Origin of the sequence: uncultured Sphingomonas sp., from assembly GCF_964244265.1 — a bacterium.
In the GTDB taxonomy this organism is placed as follows: domain Bacteria; phylum Pseudomonadota; class Alphaproteobacteria; order Sphingomonadales; family Sphingomonadaceae; genus Sphingomonas.
The window spans coordinates 99548-114711 of sequence record NZ_CAXTHV010000005.1; the positions used below are offsets into that span (position 1 = coordinate 99548).

At 69.2% G+C, this 15164-nt stretch carries 17 protein-coding genes; 16 read left to right on the top strand and 1 reads right to left on the bottom strand.

Annotation, left to right across the window (positions count from 1 at the left end):
- The first annotated feature begins 6 nt into the window (after positions 1–6).
- The 16 genes from fliF to fliS all read left to right on the top strand — a co-directional run bounded on the left by fliF (position 7) and on the right by fliS (position 14247).
- Entirely contained in the window at positions 7–1743 is a 1737-nt protein-coding gene (fliF, locus tag ACFE7K_RS03380; protein ID WP_375396752.1) for a flagellar basal-body MS-ring/collar protein FliF, read from the top strand.
- Between the two features lies 1 nt (position 1744).
- On the top strand, positions 1745–2749 hold the full coding sequence (gene fliG, locus ACFE7K_RS03385; protein ID WP_375396753.1) for a flagellar motor switch protein FliG: 1005 nt from the start codon (positions 1745–1747) through the stop codon (positions 2747–2749).
- A complete protein-coding gene (locus tag ACFE7K_RS03390) occupies positions 2733–3527 on the top strand; it encodes a FliH/SctL family protein (RefSeq protein ID WP_375396754.1) in 795 nt (264 codons plus the stop codon). Before fliG ends, ACFE7K_RS03390 begins: the two co-directional genes overlap by 17 nt.
- Complete coding sequence (locus ACFE7K_RS03395) at positions 3521–4858, top strand: FliI/YscN family ATPase (protein ID WP_375396755.1); 1338 nt, start codon at positions 3521–3523, stop codon at positions 4856–4858. The genes ACFE7K_RS03390 and ACFE7K_RS03395 overlap by 7 nt, the downstream gene beginning before the upstream one ends.
- Positions 4848–5273 (top strand): hypothetical protein, encoded by a 426-nt coding sequence (locus ACFE7K_RS03400; protein ID WP_375396770.1) that lies wholly within the window; start codon positions 4848–4850, stop codon positions 5271–5273. The genes ACFE7K_RS03395 and ACFE7K_RS03400 overlap by 11 nt, the downstream gene beginning before the upstream one ends.
- 41 nt (positions 5274–5314) lie before the next feature.
- Positions 5315–6922 (top strand): flagellar hook-length control protein FliK, encoded by a 1608-nt coding sequence (locus tag ACFE7K_RS03405; RefSeq protein ID WP_375396756.1) that lies wholly within the window; start codon positions 5315–5317, stop codon positions 6920–6922.
- A 16-nt stretch (positions 6923–6938) separates the two neighbouring features.
- Positions 6939–7520 (top strand): flagellar basal body-associated protein FliL, encoded by a 582-nt coding sequence (gene fliL, locus ACFE7K_RS03410; protein ID WP_375396757.1) that lies wholly within the window; start codon positions 6939–6941, stop codon positions 7518–7520.
- 4 nt (positions 7521–7524) lie between these two features.
- Positions 7525–8475, top strand: coding sequence for a flagellar motor switch protein FliM (locus tag ACFE7K_RS03415; protein WP_375396758.1), 951 nt, complete (start codon positions 7525–7527; stop codon positions 8473–8475).
- Positions 8472–8762 (top strand): flagellar motor switch protein FliN, encoded by a 291-nt coding sequence (gene fliN, locus ACFE7K_RS03420; protein ID WP_375396759.1) that lies wholly within the window; start codon positions 8472–8474, stop codon positions 8760–8762. The genes ACFE7K_RS03415 and fliN overlap by 4 nt, the downstream gene beginning before the upstream one ends.
- Positions 8762–9055, top strand: a complete 294-nt coding sequence (locus ACFE7K_RS03425) for a flagellar biosynthetic protein FliO (protein WP_375396760.1) — start codon at positions 8762–8764, stop codon at positions 9053–9055. Before fliN ends, ACFE7K_RS03425 begins: the two co-directional genes overlap by 1 nt.
- Complete coding sequence (fliP, locus tag ACFE7K_RS03430) at positions 9052–9969, top strand: flagellar type III secretion system pore protein FliP (RefSeq protein WP_375396761.1); 918 nt, start codon at positions 9052–9054, stop codon at positions 9967–9969. Before ACFE7K_RS03425 ends, fliP begins: the two co-directional genes overlap by 4 nt.
- Positions 9970–10096: 127 nt before the next feature.
- The gene (gene fliQ / locus ACFE7K_RS03435) at positions 10097–10366 is read left to right on the top strand and encodes a flagellar biosynthesis protein FliQ (protein ID WP_375396762.1); all 270 of its coding nucleotides are present in this window, start codon (positions 10097–10099) and stop codon (positions 10364–10366) included.
- Positions 10367–10372: 6 nt separating this feature from the next.
- Positions 10373–11146: a flagellar biosynthetic protein FliR gene (gene fliR / locus ACFE7K_RS03440; protein WP_375396763.1), complete on the top strand. Its 774-nt coding sequence runs from the start codon at positions 10373–10375 to the stop codon at positions 11144–11146.
- Positions 11146–12273, top strand: coding sequence for a flagellar biosynthesis protein FlhB (locus ACFE7K_RS03445; RefSeq protein WP_375396764.1), 1128 nt, complete (start codon positions 11146–11148; stop codon positions 12271–12273). The genes fliR and ACFE7K_RS03445 overlap by 1 nt, the downstream gene beginning before the upstream one ends.
- Before the next feature lie 82 nt (positions 12274–12355).
- A complete protein-coding gene (gene fliD, locus ACFE7K_RS03450; protein ID WP_375396765.1) occupies positions 12356–13849 on the top strand; it encodes a flagellar filament capping protein FliD in 1494 nt (497 codons plus the stop codon).
- Positions 13846–14247 carry a flagellar export chaperone FliS gene (gene fliS, locus ACFE7K_RS03455; RefSeq protein WP_375396766.1) on the top strand — a complete coding sequence of 134 codons (402 nt, stop codon included), beginning with the start codon at positions 13846–13848 and terminating at the stop codon, positions 14245–14247. The genes fliD and fliS overlap by 4 nt, the downstream gene beginning before the upstream one ends.
- Positions 14248–14313: 66 nt before the next feature.
- On the opposite strand, the gene ACFE7K_RS03460 is transcribed toward fliS, so the two are convergent.
- Positions 14314–15164, bottom strand: an 851-nt coding sequence (locus ACFE7K_RS03460; RefSeq protein ID WP_375396767.1) for a S1 RNA-binding domain-containing protein, incomplete at its 5' end; no start/stop codon positions are given.

The window sequence follows — 15164 nt, forward strand, 5'->3', positions numbered from 1 at the left end:
GACGCAATGAGCACAGCCCTTACCCCTGCGGTCAATGCCGCCCCCGATCGTTTCGCCAACCCGCTGCGCCAGGTGCGCGGGGTGCTGGCGCAGCCCGCCGTCCGCCGCAGCCTGCCGGCGATGTTCATGGTCGCCTTGGTCGCGGCGGCGGCGCTGGCCTGGTTCACGCTCGCGTCGGCGCCGCAAAAGACGCTGTTCACCGGGCTGCCCGACGCCGACAAGGCGGCGGTCACCGCTGCGCTCAAGACCGCCGGGATCAGCGCGCAAATCGACGAGGCGACCGATTCGCTCACCGTGGGCGAAGATGACTATGCCAAGGCGCGGATGCTGCTGGCGGGCCAGGGCCTGCCCAAGGCGACGCCCGGCGGCTATGCGATCCTCGACAACCTGCCGATGGGGGTCAGCCGCGCGGTCGAGGGCGAGCGGCTGCGCCAGGCGCGCGAAAGCGAGCTGGCCAAGTCGATCGAGGAAATCGACGCGGTCGCCGACGCGCGCGTCCATCTTGCGGTGCCGGAAAACACCGTGTTCGTCCGCGATAACGCATCGCCTTCGGCCAGCGTCATCGTCAAGCTTCAGGCCGGACGCGCGCTGTCCGACGCCCAGGTTTCCTCGATCGTCAACCTCGTCGCCTCCTCGGTCCCCGGAATGAAGCCCGGCGACGTCACCATCGTCGACCAGATGGGCGCCCTGCTGTCCAAGGCCGGCGGCGATCAGGGCGGCGCGGGCGGCGATGCCCGCATCCGGTTCCAGCGGACGGTCGAGGACAAATATCGCGAACAGCTCGGCCAGTTGCTGACCCCGCTGGTCGGCGCCGGCAATTTCACTGCCGAGGTCGCCGCCGACGTCGATCTCGACGAGACCCAGGCGACCCGCGAAAGCTATGACAAATCGGGCGCGCTGCGGGCCGAACAGGGTAATTGGACGGGCAAGGGCAGCGGCGATGCCGCGGCGCCCGGGGGCATTCCGGGCATGCTGTCGAACACGCCACCGCCGGCCTCGACGCTGACCGCGCCGAAGCCGCAGCCGACCCCTGCCGCCGTCCCCGCCCCCGGCGCGACGCCGGCCCCCGGGGCAACGCCGCCGACGGGCGTTCCGGTCGCCGCCCCCCCCGGCGCCACCGACCAGTTCAAGGCATCGGACAGCTTCGCCCGCGCCTATGATCTCGGCAAGGAGGTTTCGGTCACGCGCGCCACGCCAGGCGGGCTCAAGCGCCTGTCGGTCGCGGTCCTGTTGCGCGATGTCGAGGGCAGCAAGCCGCGCTCGCCGGTCGAGATCCAGCAGATTACCCAGCTGGTGCGTACCGCGGTCGGTGCCGACCCGGCGCGCAACGACCAGGTGACCGTGATCAGTCGCCGCTTCGCCGCCGGATCGCCGCTCGACAATGCCCGGCCCTGGTATGATGCGGGCTGGGTAGCGGTCGCGGCGCGCAACGTCACCGCGCTGGTGATCGCGCTGCTGGTGCTGTTCCTCGGCGTCCGGCCGCTCGCCAAGGGGTTGATGAAGAAGCGCGAGGATACCCCCGCCGCGCCGCGCGGTGCGCTGGGCCGGGACCTGGGTTCCGCCTTGGGTATCAGTCCCGCGCTCGGCGCCGCACCCGCTGTCGCGCCCGCAGCCGGCATCGGCCCGTTGGAGGCTGCCCCGGACTTTGACAGCCGGATCGGCGCGGTGCGCGGCTTCACGCGCGAGAACCCCACGCGCGCGGCACTGGCCATCCGCGACATGATCAAGTCGGACTCGCGGTGAGATGAACGCGCCGGTTCGCAGTTATTCGGGCGTGGAACGCGCCGCCGTGCTGATGATGCTGGTCGGCGAGGAAGAAGCCGCGGCGATCCTCCAGAAGCTGGACCCCGAAGAGGTCCGCCAATTGGGCAAGGCGATGTTCGCGGTCGCCGATGTCGGCGAGGGCGAGGTCGAGGCGGTGCTCGACGACTTCGTTGTCAAGGCGCGCGAGCGGACGTCGATCGGCTTCGATCCCAAGCCGGTCATCGAGACGATGATGACCCGCGCGCTGGGCGCCGAAAAGGCCGACAGCGTGCTGGCGCGCATCACGCCGGCCGAAGCGGCCTGCCAGCTCGACCTGCTCGACTGGATGGAAGCCGGCGAGATCGCGACGATGATCGAGAAGGAACATCCGCAGGTCGCCGCGGTCCTCGTCGCCAATCTCGATCCGGTCATCGCCACCCAGGTCCTCGAACTGCTGCCCGAGGCGGTCCAGCCGGATATCGTCCATCGCATCGCCCGGCTGGGCCCGGTCAGCCCCGAGGCGGTCGACACGCTCAGGATGATGCTCGCCAACCGCGTGGGCCATGCCGGCCAGCCCGCCGGCGTGTCGCTGGGCGGGACCAAGGAAGCGGCGCGGATCCTCTCCGGCGCCCGCAAGACCACCGAGCAGCGCGTGATGCCCCGGCTGTTCAAGATGGATCGCGAGGTCGCCAAGGCGATCGAGGAAGCCCTGTTCATGTTCGAGAACCTGCTCGGTCTCGACGACAAGAACCTCGGCACGCTGATCCGCAACATCGACACGGACATTCTGACCCGCGCGCTGAAGGGCGTCGACGAGACGGTCCGCGCGCGCTTCCTCGGGTGCATGTCCGCGCGCGCCGCCGATGGCGTCCGCGACGAGATGGAGGCGCGGGGTCCGATGAAGCTCAGCGAGGTGCTCGACGCCCAGAAGGCGATGATCCAGATCGCGCGCGCGCTGGCCAAGGACGGCACGATCATGATGGGCGGCGATGACGATTATGTCTGAGGCCACCGCGCTCGATCGTCCCGATTTCGGTCAGGCCGGGCCCGGTCGGGCGCCGGTGGCCGATGACGGCTTCATCGCCGGCTTCGCCAGCCGCCACGACGCCGCCGGCGCCGCGTTGCGCCAGGCATTCTCCACCACCAATACGGTCTTCGCGCCGCGCGACCTGAAGGGGGTGGCGCCCCCGTCACCCGGCGACGATGCGGTCCGCCCGCGTCACTTCGCGCCGGCCGATCGCGCCGCCGACCCGACCGAGGGATGGGATCCGTTCAATGCCGACCAGCCCGCAACCAGCTTTGTCGATCCGGTCGCGACCGCGCATGCGGCCGGCTATCAGGAGGGCGTCGCCGCCGCGCTGGCGGAAATCGCCGCCAGTACCGATCGCGACAATTTGCTGGTCGCCCGCGTGGCCGCCGCGATCGGCGATGGCGGGCGGCTGGATCGCGAGCGGCTCGCCGACCATCTGCGCCAGGCCGTTCTCCATCTTGTCCGCCGCGTCGTGGGCGAAAGCGAAATTTCCGCCGACCTGATGGCGCGACGCGTCGCGGTGGCGGTCGACATGCTTGCCGACGATGCCGAATCGGCATTGTTGCGCGTCCACCCGGAGGATCTTGCCCTGGTCGACGGACGCCTGCCGGCGACCGTGTTCGCCGTTGGCGACGCCGCCATAGAGCGTGGCGGATTCATCCTGGAAACCGCGTCGACCATCGTTGAGGACGGCCCGGACCTGTGGCTCGGCCGGCTTGGCAAGGCACTTGAGGACGCCGTCTTGCCGTGCTGAACGGTTTCGCCCGGGATTATCTGGAGACATTGGGAAACCAGGATTTCTCCCCCCGGCCGCGCGTGTCGGGCCGGCTGGCATCTTTCGACGGGGTGCTGATGGAGGCGATCGGCCTGCAATTGCCGGTCGGAACCCTGTGCCAGGTAGGCACCGCCAATGGTGCCCGCGTCGATGCCGAAGTGATCGGGTTCCGCAACGGCCGTACCTTGCTGATGAACCTGGAGGGGCCGGCGCCGCTCCTGCCCAGCACGCCGGTGCGCCCGATCGGTCCGCCGGGAGAGGTTGAGGTCGGCACTGCCCTGCTCGGCCGCGTGGTCGACGGCGCGGGCCGGCCGATCGACGGTCGCGGCCCGATCCGCGGCGCCGACCGCTGGCCGCTGGCGGGCAAGCTCCAGGGACCGCTCGACCGGGGCCGGGTACGCCGGCCGCTCGACGTCGGCGTGCGCGCGATCAACGGCCTGCTGACGATCGGCCAGGGCCAGCGTATCGGCATCGTGGCGGGATCGGGGGTCGGCAAGTCGGTGCTGCTGGGCATGATCGTTCGTGCCGCGCAGGCCGACGTGATCGTCATCGGCCTGATCGGCGAACGCAGCCGCGAAGTCGCCGACTTCCTGGAAACCAAGCTGGCCGGTGCCGCGCGCGAGCGGTCGGTGGTGGTGGCGGTTCCAGCAAATCATTCGCCGGTGCTGCGGATCCGGGGGGCGTTGCGCGCGACCGCCATTGCCGAGGGCTTCCGGGCCGAGGGCAAGAACGTTCTTCTCATCATGGACTCGCTGACCCGCGTCGCCCATGCCGGGCGCGAGATCGGGCTTGCGCTTGGCGAACCGGCTTCGGCGCGCGGCTATCCCCCATCGGCGATCGCGATGTTGCCCAATCTGATCGAACGTGCCGGTGCCGACGTTACCAGCGGCGGGTCGATCACCGCCATCTATACCGTCCTGGCCGACGGCGACGACGGCAACGATCCGGTGGTCGATGCCGCGCGGTCGATCCTGGACGGTCACATCGTGTTGAGCCGCCAGCTGGCCGAACGCGGGATCTATCCGGCGATCGACCTGGGGCCCTCGGTCAGCCGGGTGATGACCGATATCGTCGCGCCCGCGCACGCCGCTGCGGCGCGGGTGCTGCGCCGACATCTCGCGACATATGAGGAAAATCGCGATCTCGTGCTGATGGGCGCCTATCGCGGCGGCGCCGATCCGGAGATCGATGCGGCGCTCGCCTGTCATCCGGCGGTGATGGAATTCATCCGCCAGGATGCCGACCAGATCGTGTCGATGACCGACGCAGTCACCGAACTGACCGGCGTGTTCGGTGGCGATGATGCGTGAACGCGCCAAATCGGTCGATCGCCTGCTGCGCGTTCGCACGCTGCAACTGGGGATGCATCGCGCCGAGGAAGCCCGCGCGCACGACCGCCGGGCGAGCGAAGCCGAACTCGCCGGCCGCATTGCCCGGCTCGCCGATGGCGTTGCGCCGACCGCCATTGCCAGCGACGGCTTCGCCTTGGTCGCCGCCGCTCATTTCCGGCAGCGCCTCCATCAATCGGCGGAAGCGGCCGAAGCGCGGCTGCGGATCGCCGAACTCGGCGTCGAGCGCGCGGTCGTCGCGACACGGGAGGCGCGCCGCGACCACAGCGCGGTGGAAAAGCTGCGCGCCCGGGCCGAAGCGGATGCGGCGCTGAAGGCGGTACGCGCGCTCGAGGCGACGCCGTCCGTCAGGAAGATTCGGCACGATCCTTGCTAAAAATTCCCTCGGGTGATCGCGCCGGTCGCCGGGGGAAGTCGATGAGCTACGTGTCCTTGCCGTCCAGCAGCAATGTCGCGCCCGTGACGGGCGTGGTGATGCCGGGCGCGCTACCGGTAACGGGCGCCTGCGCCACGCCGTCGACGCCGGCGACGTTCCTCGACATGCTGATCGCCAGCAATCCCGCCGCGGTCCTCGCGGAACCCGCCCTTTTGCGACGGCAGGATGATGCCGGTGCCGGCAACGTCCTGCCGGTCGCGGCGTCCGACACGGATGATGCCGAACGCGATGGGACCGCGCTCGACGCTCGGCTGACCTGGCTGAGCCCGCCCGCGCCGATCGACCTGGCGACCGGCAGCGACCGACCGATGGCGGTCGACCCCGCCGGCGCGGTGCGGGGCGCATCGGCGACCATGGCGATCCTGCCGGCGGCCAGTAACCGTCCAGTCGTCGACCCGCCGATGGTGCGCGCGGCCCCGCCGACGGTGCGCGCCATCGGCCCACGCTTCGGCGCCGCGCCCGCGCAGTCACTCGAATACCTCGTCGCCAACAATTCGGCCGGCCCCTTGAGCGCCGCGCCCGCGCCTGCTTCCGCGTCGCCGCCCGCGGTCCACGTTGATCACCCGGAGCGCCCGCGCTTCGGCGCCGCGCCCGCACCGTCCGTGGCGCGGACTGTCGCCAACTTGGCCGATCCCGTCGTCTCCGCGCCCGCGCCGGCGGCGGCGGCGGACCGATACCTCTCGGACGCATCCCTGCGTGACGCTGCGGTCACGACCGATCCGGTCCCACCGTCGGCCAGCGCATCGAAAAGGGTCGTGGCAATCGTCGCCGACGCGGTCGTGCCGCCGTCGATGAGCATGCCCGTGGCGGTCGTCACGACGGCGAGTGACCCGGTCGATCCATGGTTTGCCGGCGCGCCTGTGCCGATTACCGCAACCACAACCACAACCACAACCGCTGCCGTCCTGCCATTGTCCCGTCCCATGGCGATGCGCGCCGCGGCAGCCACGATCGCCCCGGCCGTACCGCTGCCACCGCTGCCGCCCGCCCTGGCCAAGCCGATCGCGGCCACGCCGTCCGCCACGGCGACGGTGTCGGTCGCGCGTGTGCTGCTCGATCGCCCGGTCAATGGCGATCGGGGCGATCGGGAGGCCGACCCGGCATCCATTCTCGTCCCGCTGGCGCCGGCGGATGCGGTGCGGGCGCCGATCGCCATCGCCGATCTTGCCCAGAAGTCGCTGGACATGGCGCACCACGACTGGCCGCAACGGATGATCGACCGGATCGAGGTGCTGCGCGACCAGGCCGACGTAAACGATGCGTCGATCCGGCTGAAGCCCGCCGCACTGGGCAGCATCGACGTCGCGATCCATCGCCATGCCGACGGGGTCAGCGTCCAGTTCACCGCCGAGCGCGCGGCGACCCGCATGTTGCTGGCCGATGCCCGGCCGGAATTGGCCGCCGCCGCCGAGGCGCGCGGGATCAGGCTGAGCCAGGCCGGCGTCGATCCCGGCAACATGGGCGCGGGCGGCGATCGCCACCCGGCCCCTCCCGTCCCTGCCCCCGCGCCTGCCGGCCGGCCGATCCCGGCCGTCGGCACGGACGAAGAGGCACAATCGCCGGCCATGACCGACGGCCGCATCGCCTGAAGAAGGAAGCGCAACGATGAGCGACAAGGAAGACGCCGCGCCGAAGAAGAAGGGCGGCATGATGAAGATGGCGATCATCGGGGTCGGTGCCCTGGTGCTGGGCGGCGGCGGCGTCGTCGGCGGCCTGTGGGCGACGGGGATGTTCGGCGGCGCGCATGCGGCGGAGGCGGCCGGGCCCAAGCTGGTGCCCAAGAGCCAGCAGAAGCGTTCCGGCGCGGGCGAGGGGGAAGGCGGCGGCAGCGGCGGCAAGGCGCCGCCGTCGGGCGCCGGCGGCGACCAATATGCGTCCAATTATTACGCCATGGACAAGGACTTCACCGCCAACCTTCAGAACAGCGTCCATTATGTCCAGATCGGCGTCGCGCTGTCGACGCCCTATGACGATACCGTCATCGAGAATGTGAAGACCAACGAGATTGCGGTGCGGTCGGCGGTGCTGATGGCGCTGGGCGACACCACCGAGGACGAGGTGTTCACCAGCGACGGCAAGAAGCGGCTGCAGGCGCGGCTAGCCCGGGCGATCAACGACGTCCTCAAGCAAAAGGAAGGTTTTGGCGGGATCAGTAACGTCTACTTTACCAATTTCGTTGTTCAGTGACGGCATGGTTAATGGGGGGTCATCGCAAGGGGAGCAGGATCGCCGCGACCGGCCGCGCGACCGCGCGACGCATGCGCCGGCGCTCGGCGTCGCGAACCTCAATCCGTTCGGCGATCTCAACACGCTCCAGCATCTGTCGGCGCGGCTCGCGCGCAGCCTGCGCTCGGTGTTCGAGCCGGTGCTGCGCCGCGAGGTCCGGGCGTGGGCCGAACCGCTCCGCGTCCAGCGCTTCACCGATTACCGCGCGGAGCGCACCGATGCGCTGACGGCATGGATCCCGATGACGATGACCATGGGCGGCGCCCCCGTGCTGCTGGTGATCGACGGGCGGTTCGCGATCGAGCTGCTCGACCTGTTCTTCGGTGGTCCGGGGGGAGTGCCCCATGACACGCCGTCGGAATTTTCGCCGGCGGCGGAAGCGATGCTGATGCGGCTGGGCGCGATGATCGCCGATCCGATGACCGCCGCGTGGGAGCCGCTGGCCAGCGTCAGTTTCCAGCCGGGACGGATCGAATCCAACCCCTCGATGATCTCGGGCGTCGATACCGAGGATCCCGTCGTGATCACCCGCTTCGGCCTGGGCCATGGTCCCGGCGCCCCGGTAACGGTCGATATCGTCTACCCCGTCGCCGCGCTCAAGCCGCATACGCCGAGCCTCACCGGCAAGGTGCTCGGCAAGGGCGCGGCGCTCGATCCGGCGTGGCAGAACGGCCTGGCGCGCGCGGTGATGCAGGTGACCTTTCCGGTGCGCTCGGTACTCGCCGAGCCGACCATGCCGCTCGCCCGGCTGATGGACCTGAAGCAGGGCGACGTGATCCCGATCAGCTTTACCTCCGATGTGCCGGTGATGGTCGGCGGCGACCGCCTGGGCACCGGCACGGTCGGCACGTCCAACGGGCGCGCCGCCATCCGGCTCAACACGATCAACCGACTTCATGAAGAGGAAAGCGCATGACCGACCTGTCCGGGACCTTCCCGGTCGACGCCACGATGGCGGCCAATTACCGGCTGCTGCAGGATGTCGACGTCAAGCTGACGGTCGAGATCGGTTCGACGCGGCTGACGCTGCGCGAGTTGCTGGCGCTCGGCGAATCGTCGGTGATCGAGCTCGATCGCCAGGCCAACGAGCTGCTCGACGTGTTCGTCAACGGCACGCTGATCGGGCGCGGCGAGGTGGTGACCGTGGGCGATCGCTTCGGCGTGCGGCTGACCGAGCTGGTCAGCCCGGAAAAGCGCGGCTGATGCTGTGGAGCTACATCCTGAAGCTGGTCGTCCTGCTGCCGCTGGTCTGCGGGCTGATGATCGGCTGCCTGTGGGCGTGGCGGCGGCTGGAAAGCCGGATGCCGGGCCAGCCGGCCAACCGCATGATCAAGGTCCAGGAAACGATGATGCTCTCGCCGGGGCTCAGGCTGGCGGTGCTGGAGTTCGACGGGCGCAAGCTGCTGGTATCTGTCGGGCGCGGCGGGGTCACGCTGGTCGACAAGAGCGCGGGGTCGGGCGCAGGGTCCGGTGCGGGCGCGGATCTGCCGAGATGACCGTCCGTCGCCTGCGTGATGCGGGGATCGCCCTGTTCAAGGAAACCACGCCGACCGGAACGCCGCCTTCTCGCCCGGGCGCGCCGGCCTATGCGACGTGGGTGCTGATCGCGCTGGCGCTGATCGCGATGCTGACGATCGCCGGGCCGGCCTTTGCACAGGCGGCGCCGGCCGCTGCCCCGGTAGCGGCACCCCCCGCCCCCGGTGTCGGCGACGCGGTCGATCGCGCGCTGGGCCAGCTTGGTGGGGGGACGGGCGCCGCCCCCGGAACGCCTGGCCAGGCGCCGCTCGCGCTGTCGCTTCAGGTCCTCATCATCATGGGCCTGCTCACGGTATTGCCGGGCATCCTGCTGATGATGACCAGCTTCACGCGGATCATCATCGTGCTGTCGATCCTGCGCCAGGCGCTGGGCCTGCAACAGACGCCGCCCAACCAGGTGTTGGTCGGGCTGTCGCTGTTCCTGTCGCTATTCGTGATGGCGCCGACGATCAACCAGATGAACGTCCAGGCGATCCAGCCCTATGCCGCCGGGCAGATCCAGGGCACCGAGATGATCAGTCGCGCCGGCGCGCCGCTCCACGCCTTCATGATCAGGCAGACCCGGATGAAGGACCTCAAGATGTTCGCCGACATGGCAAGGTCGGGACCCTATCGTACGTCGGTCGATGTGCCCTATTCGGTGCTGCTGCCCGCCTTCGTCACCAGTGAGCTGAAGACCGCGTTCCAGATCGGGTTCCTGATCTTCCTGCCGTTCATCGTCATCGACCTGGTCGTCGCCACCGTGCTGATGAGCCTGGGCATGATGATGATGTCGCCGACGATCATCTCGATGCCGTTCAAGCTGCTGTTGTTCGTGCTGGTCGATGGCTGGTCGATGATGATGGGCAGCCTGGCCGGCAGCTTCGCGACGTGACCCTTGATCGCGGCACCGGCCCGCTCCCCCGCCCGGCCGCCCATCGAGGATATGCTGCATGGGCGGCCGCGCGGAGGAGCGAGCCGGTGCCGTTCGGCGGCGCTGTTCGCCGCACAAGGAGGCAATGATGGACTCCGACTATTTCCTGGGTGTCGCCGACCAGACGATGTGGGTGCTGGCGCTGGCCGCCGCCCCCATCCTGATCCCGGCGTTGCTCGCCGGCCTGATCCTCGGCATGGTCCAGGCGGCTACGTCGATCAACGAGCAGACGCTGACCTTCGTCCCCAAGCTGGTCGTGGTCGGCGTGTCGCTGGTGATCTTCGGCAGCCTGATCGTCGGGCTCCTGACCGACTTCATGATCGACATCTTTCAGCGTATTCCCGACCTGGTCCGCTAGCCAGCTATGCCGGGCTTTGGCCTCTCGATCGAACCGCAGATATGGGCGCTGTTCTTCGTCATGGTGCGGATTGGCGCGGCGTTCGTCGCCGCGCCGGTGTTCGGCGCGATCAACGTGCCGGTGACGGTGCGCGTGACGCTGTCGGCGGCGATCGCCTTCCTGGTGCTGGCGGTGCATCCGGTAACGCCGCCGGCGCAGTTTTTCGCCATGGCGACGTTCCTGGCGGTTGCGGCGGAGGCGCTGGTCGGCCTGGCGATCGGTTTCGTCCTCCAGATCGCCTTTGCCGCGCCGATGATCGCGAGCGAGGTGATCGGCACGTCGATGGGGATCGGCTTTGCCAGCGCGATCGATCCGCAGAACGGTCGTTCCACCCCCGCTCTCGGCCAGTTCCTGGCGATCCTGATGACGCTGTTATTCCTGTCGGTGAACGGCCATCTGGTGCTCGTCGACATGATCGTGCGCAGCTATGCGGTACTGCCGCCGGGCGGCGCCTGGCTGGCGCCCGACCGGCTGCGGGACATTGCCCTGTTCGGCGGTTATATTTTCGCCGCCGGGCTGTTGCTGGCATTGCCGGTCGGCTTCCTGCTGCTTTGCCTCAACCTGATCGTCGGCATGATCAGCCGCGCCGCGCCCAGCCTCAACCTGTTCGCGATCGGCCTGCCCGCCAGCCTGGCGGTCGGCATCGTCGCGCTTGCCCTCGCGCTGCCTGCGATGGGCGACTACATGCTGGTCATCGTCCATGAGGGGCTGGAAGCCGCGCAGCGCCTGGTGTTCGGCTGATGGCGGAGCAGGAAGGCGACAAGACCGAGGCGCCGACGACCAAGCGTCGCAAGGACGCTGTCGACCAGGGCGACATCCTCAAGTCTCGCGAGTTCGCGACCGCCTTGGTCGTGCTTGCCGGCTGCGGCTGGCTGGCGCTGCTCGGGCCGTCGCTGCTGGCGGCGTGCGAGCGGCTGATGACCGCCAGCTTCCGCTTCGATCGTGGCGACCTGGAGAATTTTTCGCCGCTGCGCGCGCTGGCCCAGGCGGGGCTTGGGCTGGTGCCGGCGATCGGCGGGCTGTTCCTCGTCGCGCTGGCCGCTTCGGTGTTCGGCCAGGCGGGACTGGGAACGTTCACCTTCAACGGCAAGCTGCTCCGACCCAAGGCGTCGCGGATCAACCCCGCATCGGGTCTCAAGCGGATTCTGGGCCCGTCCGGCTGGATCGAGCTCGGCAAGTCGCTGCTCAAGGTGGTCCTGCTCGGCGGGATCGGCGCGTGGCTGCTGTGGAAGGCGGCGCGCCCGACGATGGGGTTGTCATCCTCGGCCGATGTCGCCGGCGCGGTCGGCGCGCTGGGCGGCACCTTTATCAACATCCTGTTTGTGATGGCCGGCGGCCTGTTGCTGATCGCCGGCCTCGACGTGCCGATCCAGCTCGTCCGCCTGCTCGCCAAGCTGCGCATGAGCAGGCAGGATGTCAGGGACGAGAACAAGGAGAGCGAGGGGTCGCCCGAAGCCAAGCAGCATCTGCGGCAACGCCAGCGCGAAATAATGCGGCGCAGCGTCCGTCAGGCGGTCGCCTCGGCGCATGTCGTGCTGACCAACCCGACGCATTTCGCGGTCGCCTTGCGCTATGATCGTGCCGGCGACCAGGCGCCGGTGGTCGTCGCGCGCGGGCGTGGCGCCACCGCGCTGGCGATCCGCGACGTCGCCGCCGAGGAACAGGTGGCGGTGCTGGAATATCCGGCGCTGGCGCGGGCGGTCTATTATACCAGCCGGGAGGGGCAGGAGGTTCGCGACGATCTCTACGTCGCGATCGCCACGGTGCTGGCGTTCGTGTTCGGGCTCAACCAGCGCGCCGGGCTCGTCCCGCCGCCGATCGAGGTGCCGACTAGCGCCCGGTTCGACGAAAACGGCGTCCGGCAATGACGCGCAAGGGCCTTAAGAACGGCCGCCGCCGGTCGTTCCTGAAGGCGTCGTTCCTGAAGGCGGCGCGCGCGGAGTTTCGACGATGACCACCACCGGATCGACCACGGGCACCACCACGCCGACCACCAGCAACGTGATCGGCAGCGCCGCGCAGTCGCTGTTCACCTCGCTGTCGACAGGATCGGGGGTGGACACCGCGTCGCTGGTCTCGTCGCTGGTCACGGCGCAATATGCCGCCAAGACCGCCCAACTGACGGCGAAGTCGGATACGCTGACCGCGCAGATTTCCGGCATTTCGACCTTGAAGAGCACGGTGACGCAATTTGCCGGCGCGCTGAAATCGCTGTCGACCGGCGGCACGCTCCAGACCCAGCCCGTCAGTTCCAGCCCCGGCGTGCTGACCGCGGCCGCGCTGCCGGGCGCCAAGCTCGCCGGGCTGTCGAGTTCGGTCACGGTCAGCCAGCTGGCCAGCGCGCAGGTCGCGACGACCAATGCCGCCGTGGCCGACCGCACCGCGGTGATCGGTTCGGGCAGCCTGACGCTCACGCTGGGCAAGGCCACGTACAGCGCCGACGGCACGGCCATGACCGGTTTCACCCCGGGCGGCGGGACGCCGGTGACGATCGACCTCACCGACGCGAGCCTGGACGGCATTGCCGCGGCGATCAACGCCAAGCGCGCCGGGGTTACCGCGTCGGTCGTGACCGACGCCGACGGCAGCGCGTACCTGTCGCTCAAGGGCAATAGCGGGGCAAGTCAAGCCTTTACCCTGGCCGCGACTGACCCCTCGGGCAATCTGGCGCCATTCGCGGTGGGCGTCGGCGCGGGGGGAACGCAGCTGGCCTCGGGCGCGCAGAACGCCAAGCTGAAGGTCGACGGCGTCGCGGTCGAACGCTCGTCCAATACGATCAGCGACCTGATCGACGGCGTGAAGCTCCAGCTCAATTCGACCAGCCCGATTCCCGTCGCGCTGACCAGCACCACGCCCACCGCCGCGCTCGGCGCGGCGATCGGCGATTTTGTCGACACCTATAACGAGGTGATCAAGGCGCTCAACGAACAGACCGATCCGATCACCGGGCCGCTGCGCGCGGATACCGCGGCGCAGGCGCTGCTCAAGTCGTTGCGCGGGCTGACGACCAAGACGATGCTGACCGGCGCGGCCGGCAATACGCCCGCGACATTGGGGGAGATCGGCGTCAAGACCAACCGCGACGGCACGCTGGCGGTCGACGACACGGCTGTTGCCAAGGCGCTGGCGACCTGGCCCGCCTCGGTCGAGGCGATGTTCGCCTTTTCGGGCAACAGCACCGACGGATTGACCGCCGCGGTCCAGTCGATCTCGCTAAACGCATCGAGTACGCTCTATGGCCTGGGTGCTTCGCAGACGCGCTATGCGCAGCAGCAATCGGCGGTGGCGGACGCCAAGGACGACATCACCACCCAGTCGGCGGCGATGAACAAGCGCCTGACGCAGCAATTCGCCAGCATGAATGCCAAGGTCGCCGCCTACAAGTCGACCCAGACCTTCCTCAAGAACCAGATCGACGCCTGGACGAATTCGCTGAAGGGATGACCGTGTACGCGACCGCGCTCCGCGCCGACCCCGAGGCGACCTATCGCCAGATCGACCTGGTCGGCCGCACCGCGGCGGCCGACGGCCCCGCGCTGGTCCAATTGCTCTATGACGAGCTGGTCCGTGCGCTGCGGATCGCCGCCTGGGCGATCGAGCGGCGCAATTATCCGCTGAAAAGCGAAAAGATCACGCGCGCGACCGCCATCCTGTTCGCGCTGGAAGCGGGGCTGGATTTCGATGCCGGGGGCGATGTGTCGGACACGCTGGCGCGGTTCTATGCCGGCGCGCGCCGGACGATCGTCGACGCCAGCATCGGCCAGGATCCGCGCCCGTTCCTCGATTGCGCGGCGCGCCTCGACGAAGTCGCCGCCGCCTGGGCGCAGATCCGCGCGGCCTGAATCGAAAGGGGCTCCGCATCGCTGCCGGGGCCCCTTCTTCTTTCCGTCATCCTCGCGGCCGATGGATTAGTCGCGTTCGCCGGTCAGGAAGGCCGGAGCGAAATCGGGCCTCGGGCCGTCTTCGCCACCGCTTTCCGCGCGCTCGCGGCGGGGACCACGCGCCTCGTCGCGGCCGCCCCCCTCGCGGCGCGGGCCGCGACCGCCGTCGCCGTCGCGACGCGGGCCACGGTCACGACCGCCGCCATCGCCACGCGGGGGACCGCGATCACCGTCGCGACGTGGCCCGCGCGGGCCACGGTCGCCGCCCTCGCGGGGCGGGCGGGTATCTTCAAGCTCGGCGCCGGTCTCCTGGTCGACGACGCGCATCGACAGGCGTACCTTGCCGCGCGGGTCGATCTCGAGGACCTTGACCTTGACCTCCTGGCCTTCGCTCAGGGCGTCGGAGACCTTCTCGACGCGGTCGTTCCTGATCTCCGACACGTGGACCAGGCCGTCCTTGCCCCCCATGAAGTTCACGAACGCGCCGAAATCGACCAGGTTGACGACCTTGCCGTCATAGACCTTGCCGACTTCCGCTTCCTCGACGATGCCGCGGATCCACTTCATTGCCGCCTCGATCTGGGCGATGTCGGACGACGACACCTTGATCACGCCCTCGTCGTCGATATCGACCTTGGCGCCGGTGGTCGCGACGATTTCGCGGATCACCTTGCCGCCGGTGCCGATCACGTCGCGGATCTTGGTCTTGTCGATTGTCATCGTCTCGATCCGCGGGGCATGCGCCGACAATTCCTCGCGGGTATGGTCGAGCGCCCGGGCCATCTCGCCCAGGATGTGCGCGCGGCCTTCATTGGCCTGGGCCAGCGCGACCTTCATGATCTCCTCGGTGATGCCGGCGATCTTGATGTCCATCTGGA

Excerpts from the sequence above, each read along its gene's own strand:
- fliL (WP_375396757.1), top strand. The coding sequence starts at position 6,939 with ATGAGCGACAAGGAAGACGCCGCGCCGAAGAAGAAGGGCGGCATGATG.
- fliS (WP_375396766.1), top strand. The coding sequence starts at position 13,846 with ATGACCGTGTACGCGACCGCGCTCCGCGCCGACCCCGAGGCGACCTAT.
- fliR (WP_375396763.1), top strand. The coding sequence starts at position 10,373 with ATGCCGGGCTTTGGCCTCTCGATCGAACCGCAGATATGGGCGCTGTTC.
- ACFE7K_RS03415 (WP_375396758.1), top strand. The coding sequence starts at position 7,525 with ATGGTTAATGGGGGGTCATCGCAAGGGGAGCAGGATCGCCGCGACCGG.
- ACFE7K_RS03445 (WP_375396764.1), top strand. The coding sequence starts at position 11,146 with ATGGCGGAGCAGGAAGGCGACAAGACCGAGGCGCCGACGACCAAGCGT.
- ACFE7K_RS03400 (WP_375396770.1), top strand. The coding sequence starts at position 4,848 with ATGATGCGTGAACGCGCCAAATCGGTCGATCGCCTGCTGCGCGTTCGC.
- ACFE7K_RS03425 (WP_375396760.1), top strand. The coding sequence starts at position 8,762 with ATGCTGTGGAGCTACATCCTGAAGCTGGTCGTCCTGCTGCCGCTGGTC.
- fliF (WP_375396752.1), top strand. The coding sequence starts at position 7 with ATGAGCACAGCCCTTACCCCTGCGGTCAATGCCGCCCCCGATCGTTTC.
- fliP (WP_375396761.1), top strand. The coding sequence starts at position 9,052 with ATGACCGTCCGTCGCCTGCGTGATGCGGGGATCGCCCTGTTCAAGGAA.
- fliD (WP_375396765.1), top strand. The coding sequence starts at position 12,356 with ATGACCACCACCGGATCGACCACGGGCACCACCACGCCGACCACCAGC.
- fliN (WP_375396759.1), top strand. The coding sequence starts at position 8,472 with ATGACCGACCTGTCCGGGACCTTCCCGGTCGACGCCACGATGGCGGCC.
- fliG (WP_375396753.1), top strand. The coding sequence starts at position 1,745 with ATGAACGCGCCGGTTCGCAGTTATTCGGGCGTGGAACGCGCCGCCGTG.
- fliQ (WP_375396762.1), top strand. The coding sequence starts at position 10,097 with ATGGACTCCGACTATTTCCTGGGTGTCGCCGACCAGACGATGTGGGTG.
- ACFE7K_RS03405 (WP_375396756.1), top strand. The coding sequence starts at position 5,315 with ATGAGCTACGTGTCCTTGCCGTCCAGCAGCAATGTCGCGCCCGTGACG.
- ACFE7K_RS03390 (WP_375396754.1), top strand. The coding sequence starts at position 2,733 with ATGACGATTATGTCTGAGGCCACCGCGCTCGATCGTCCCGATTTCGGT.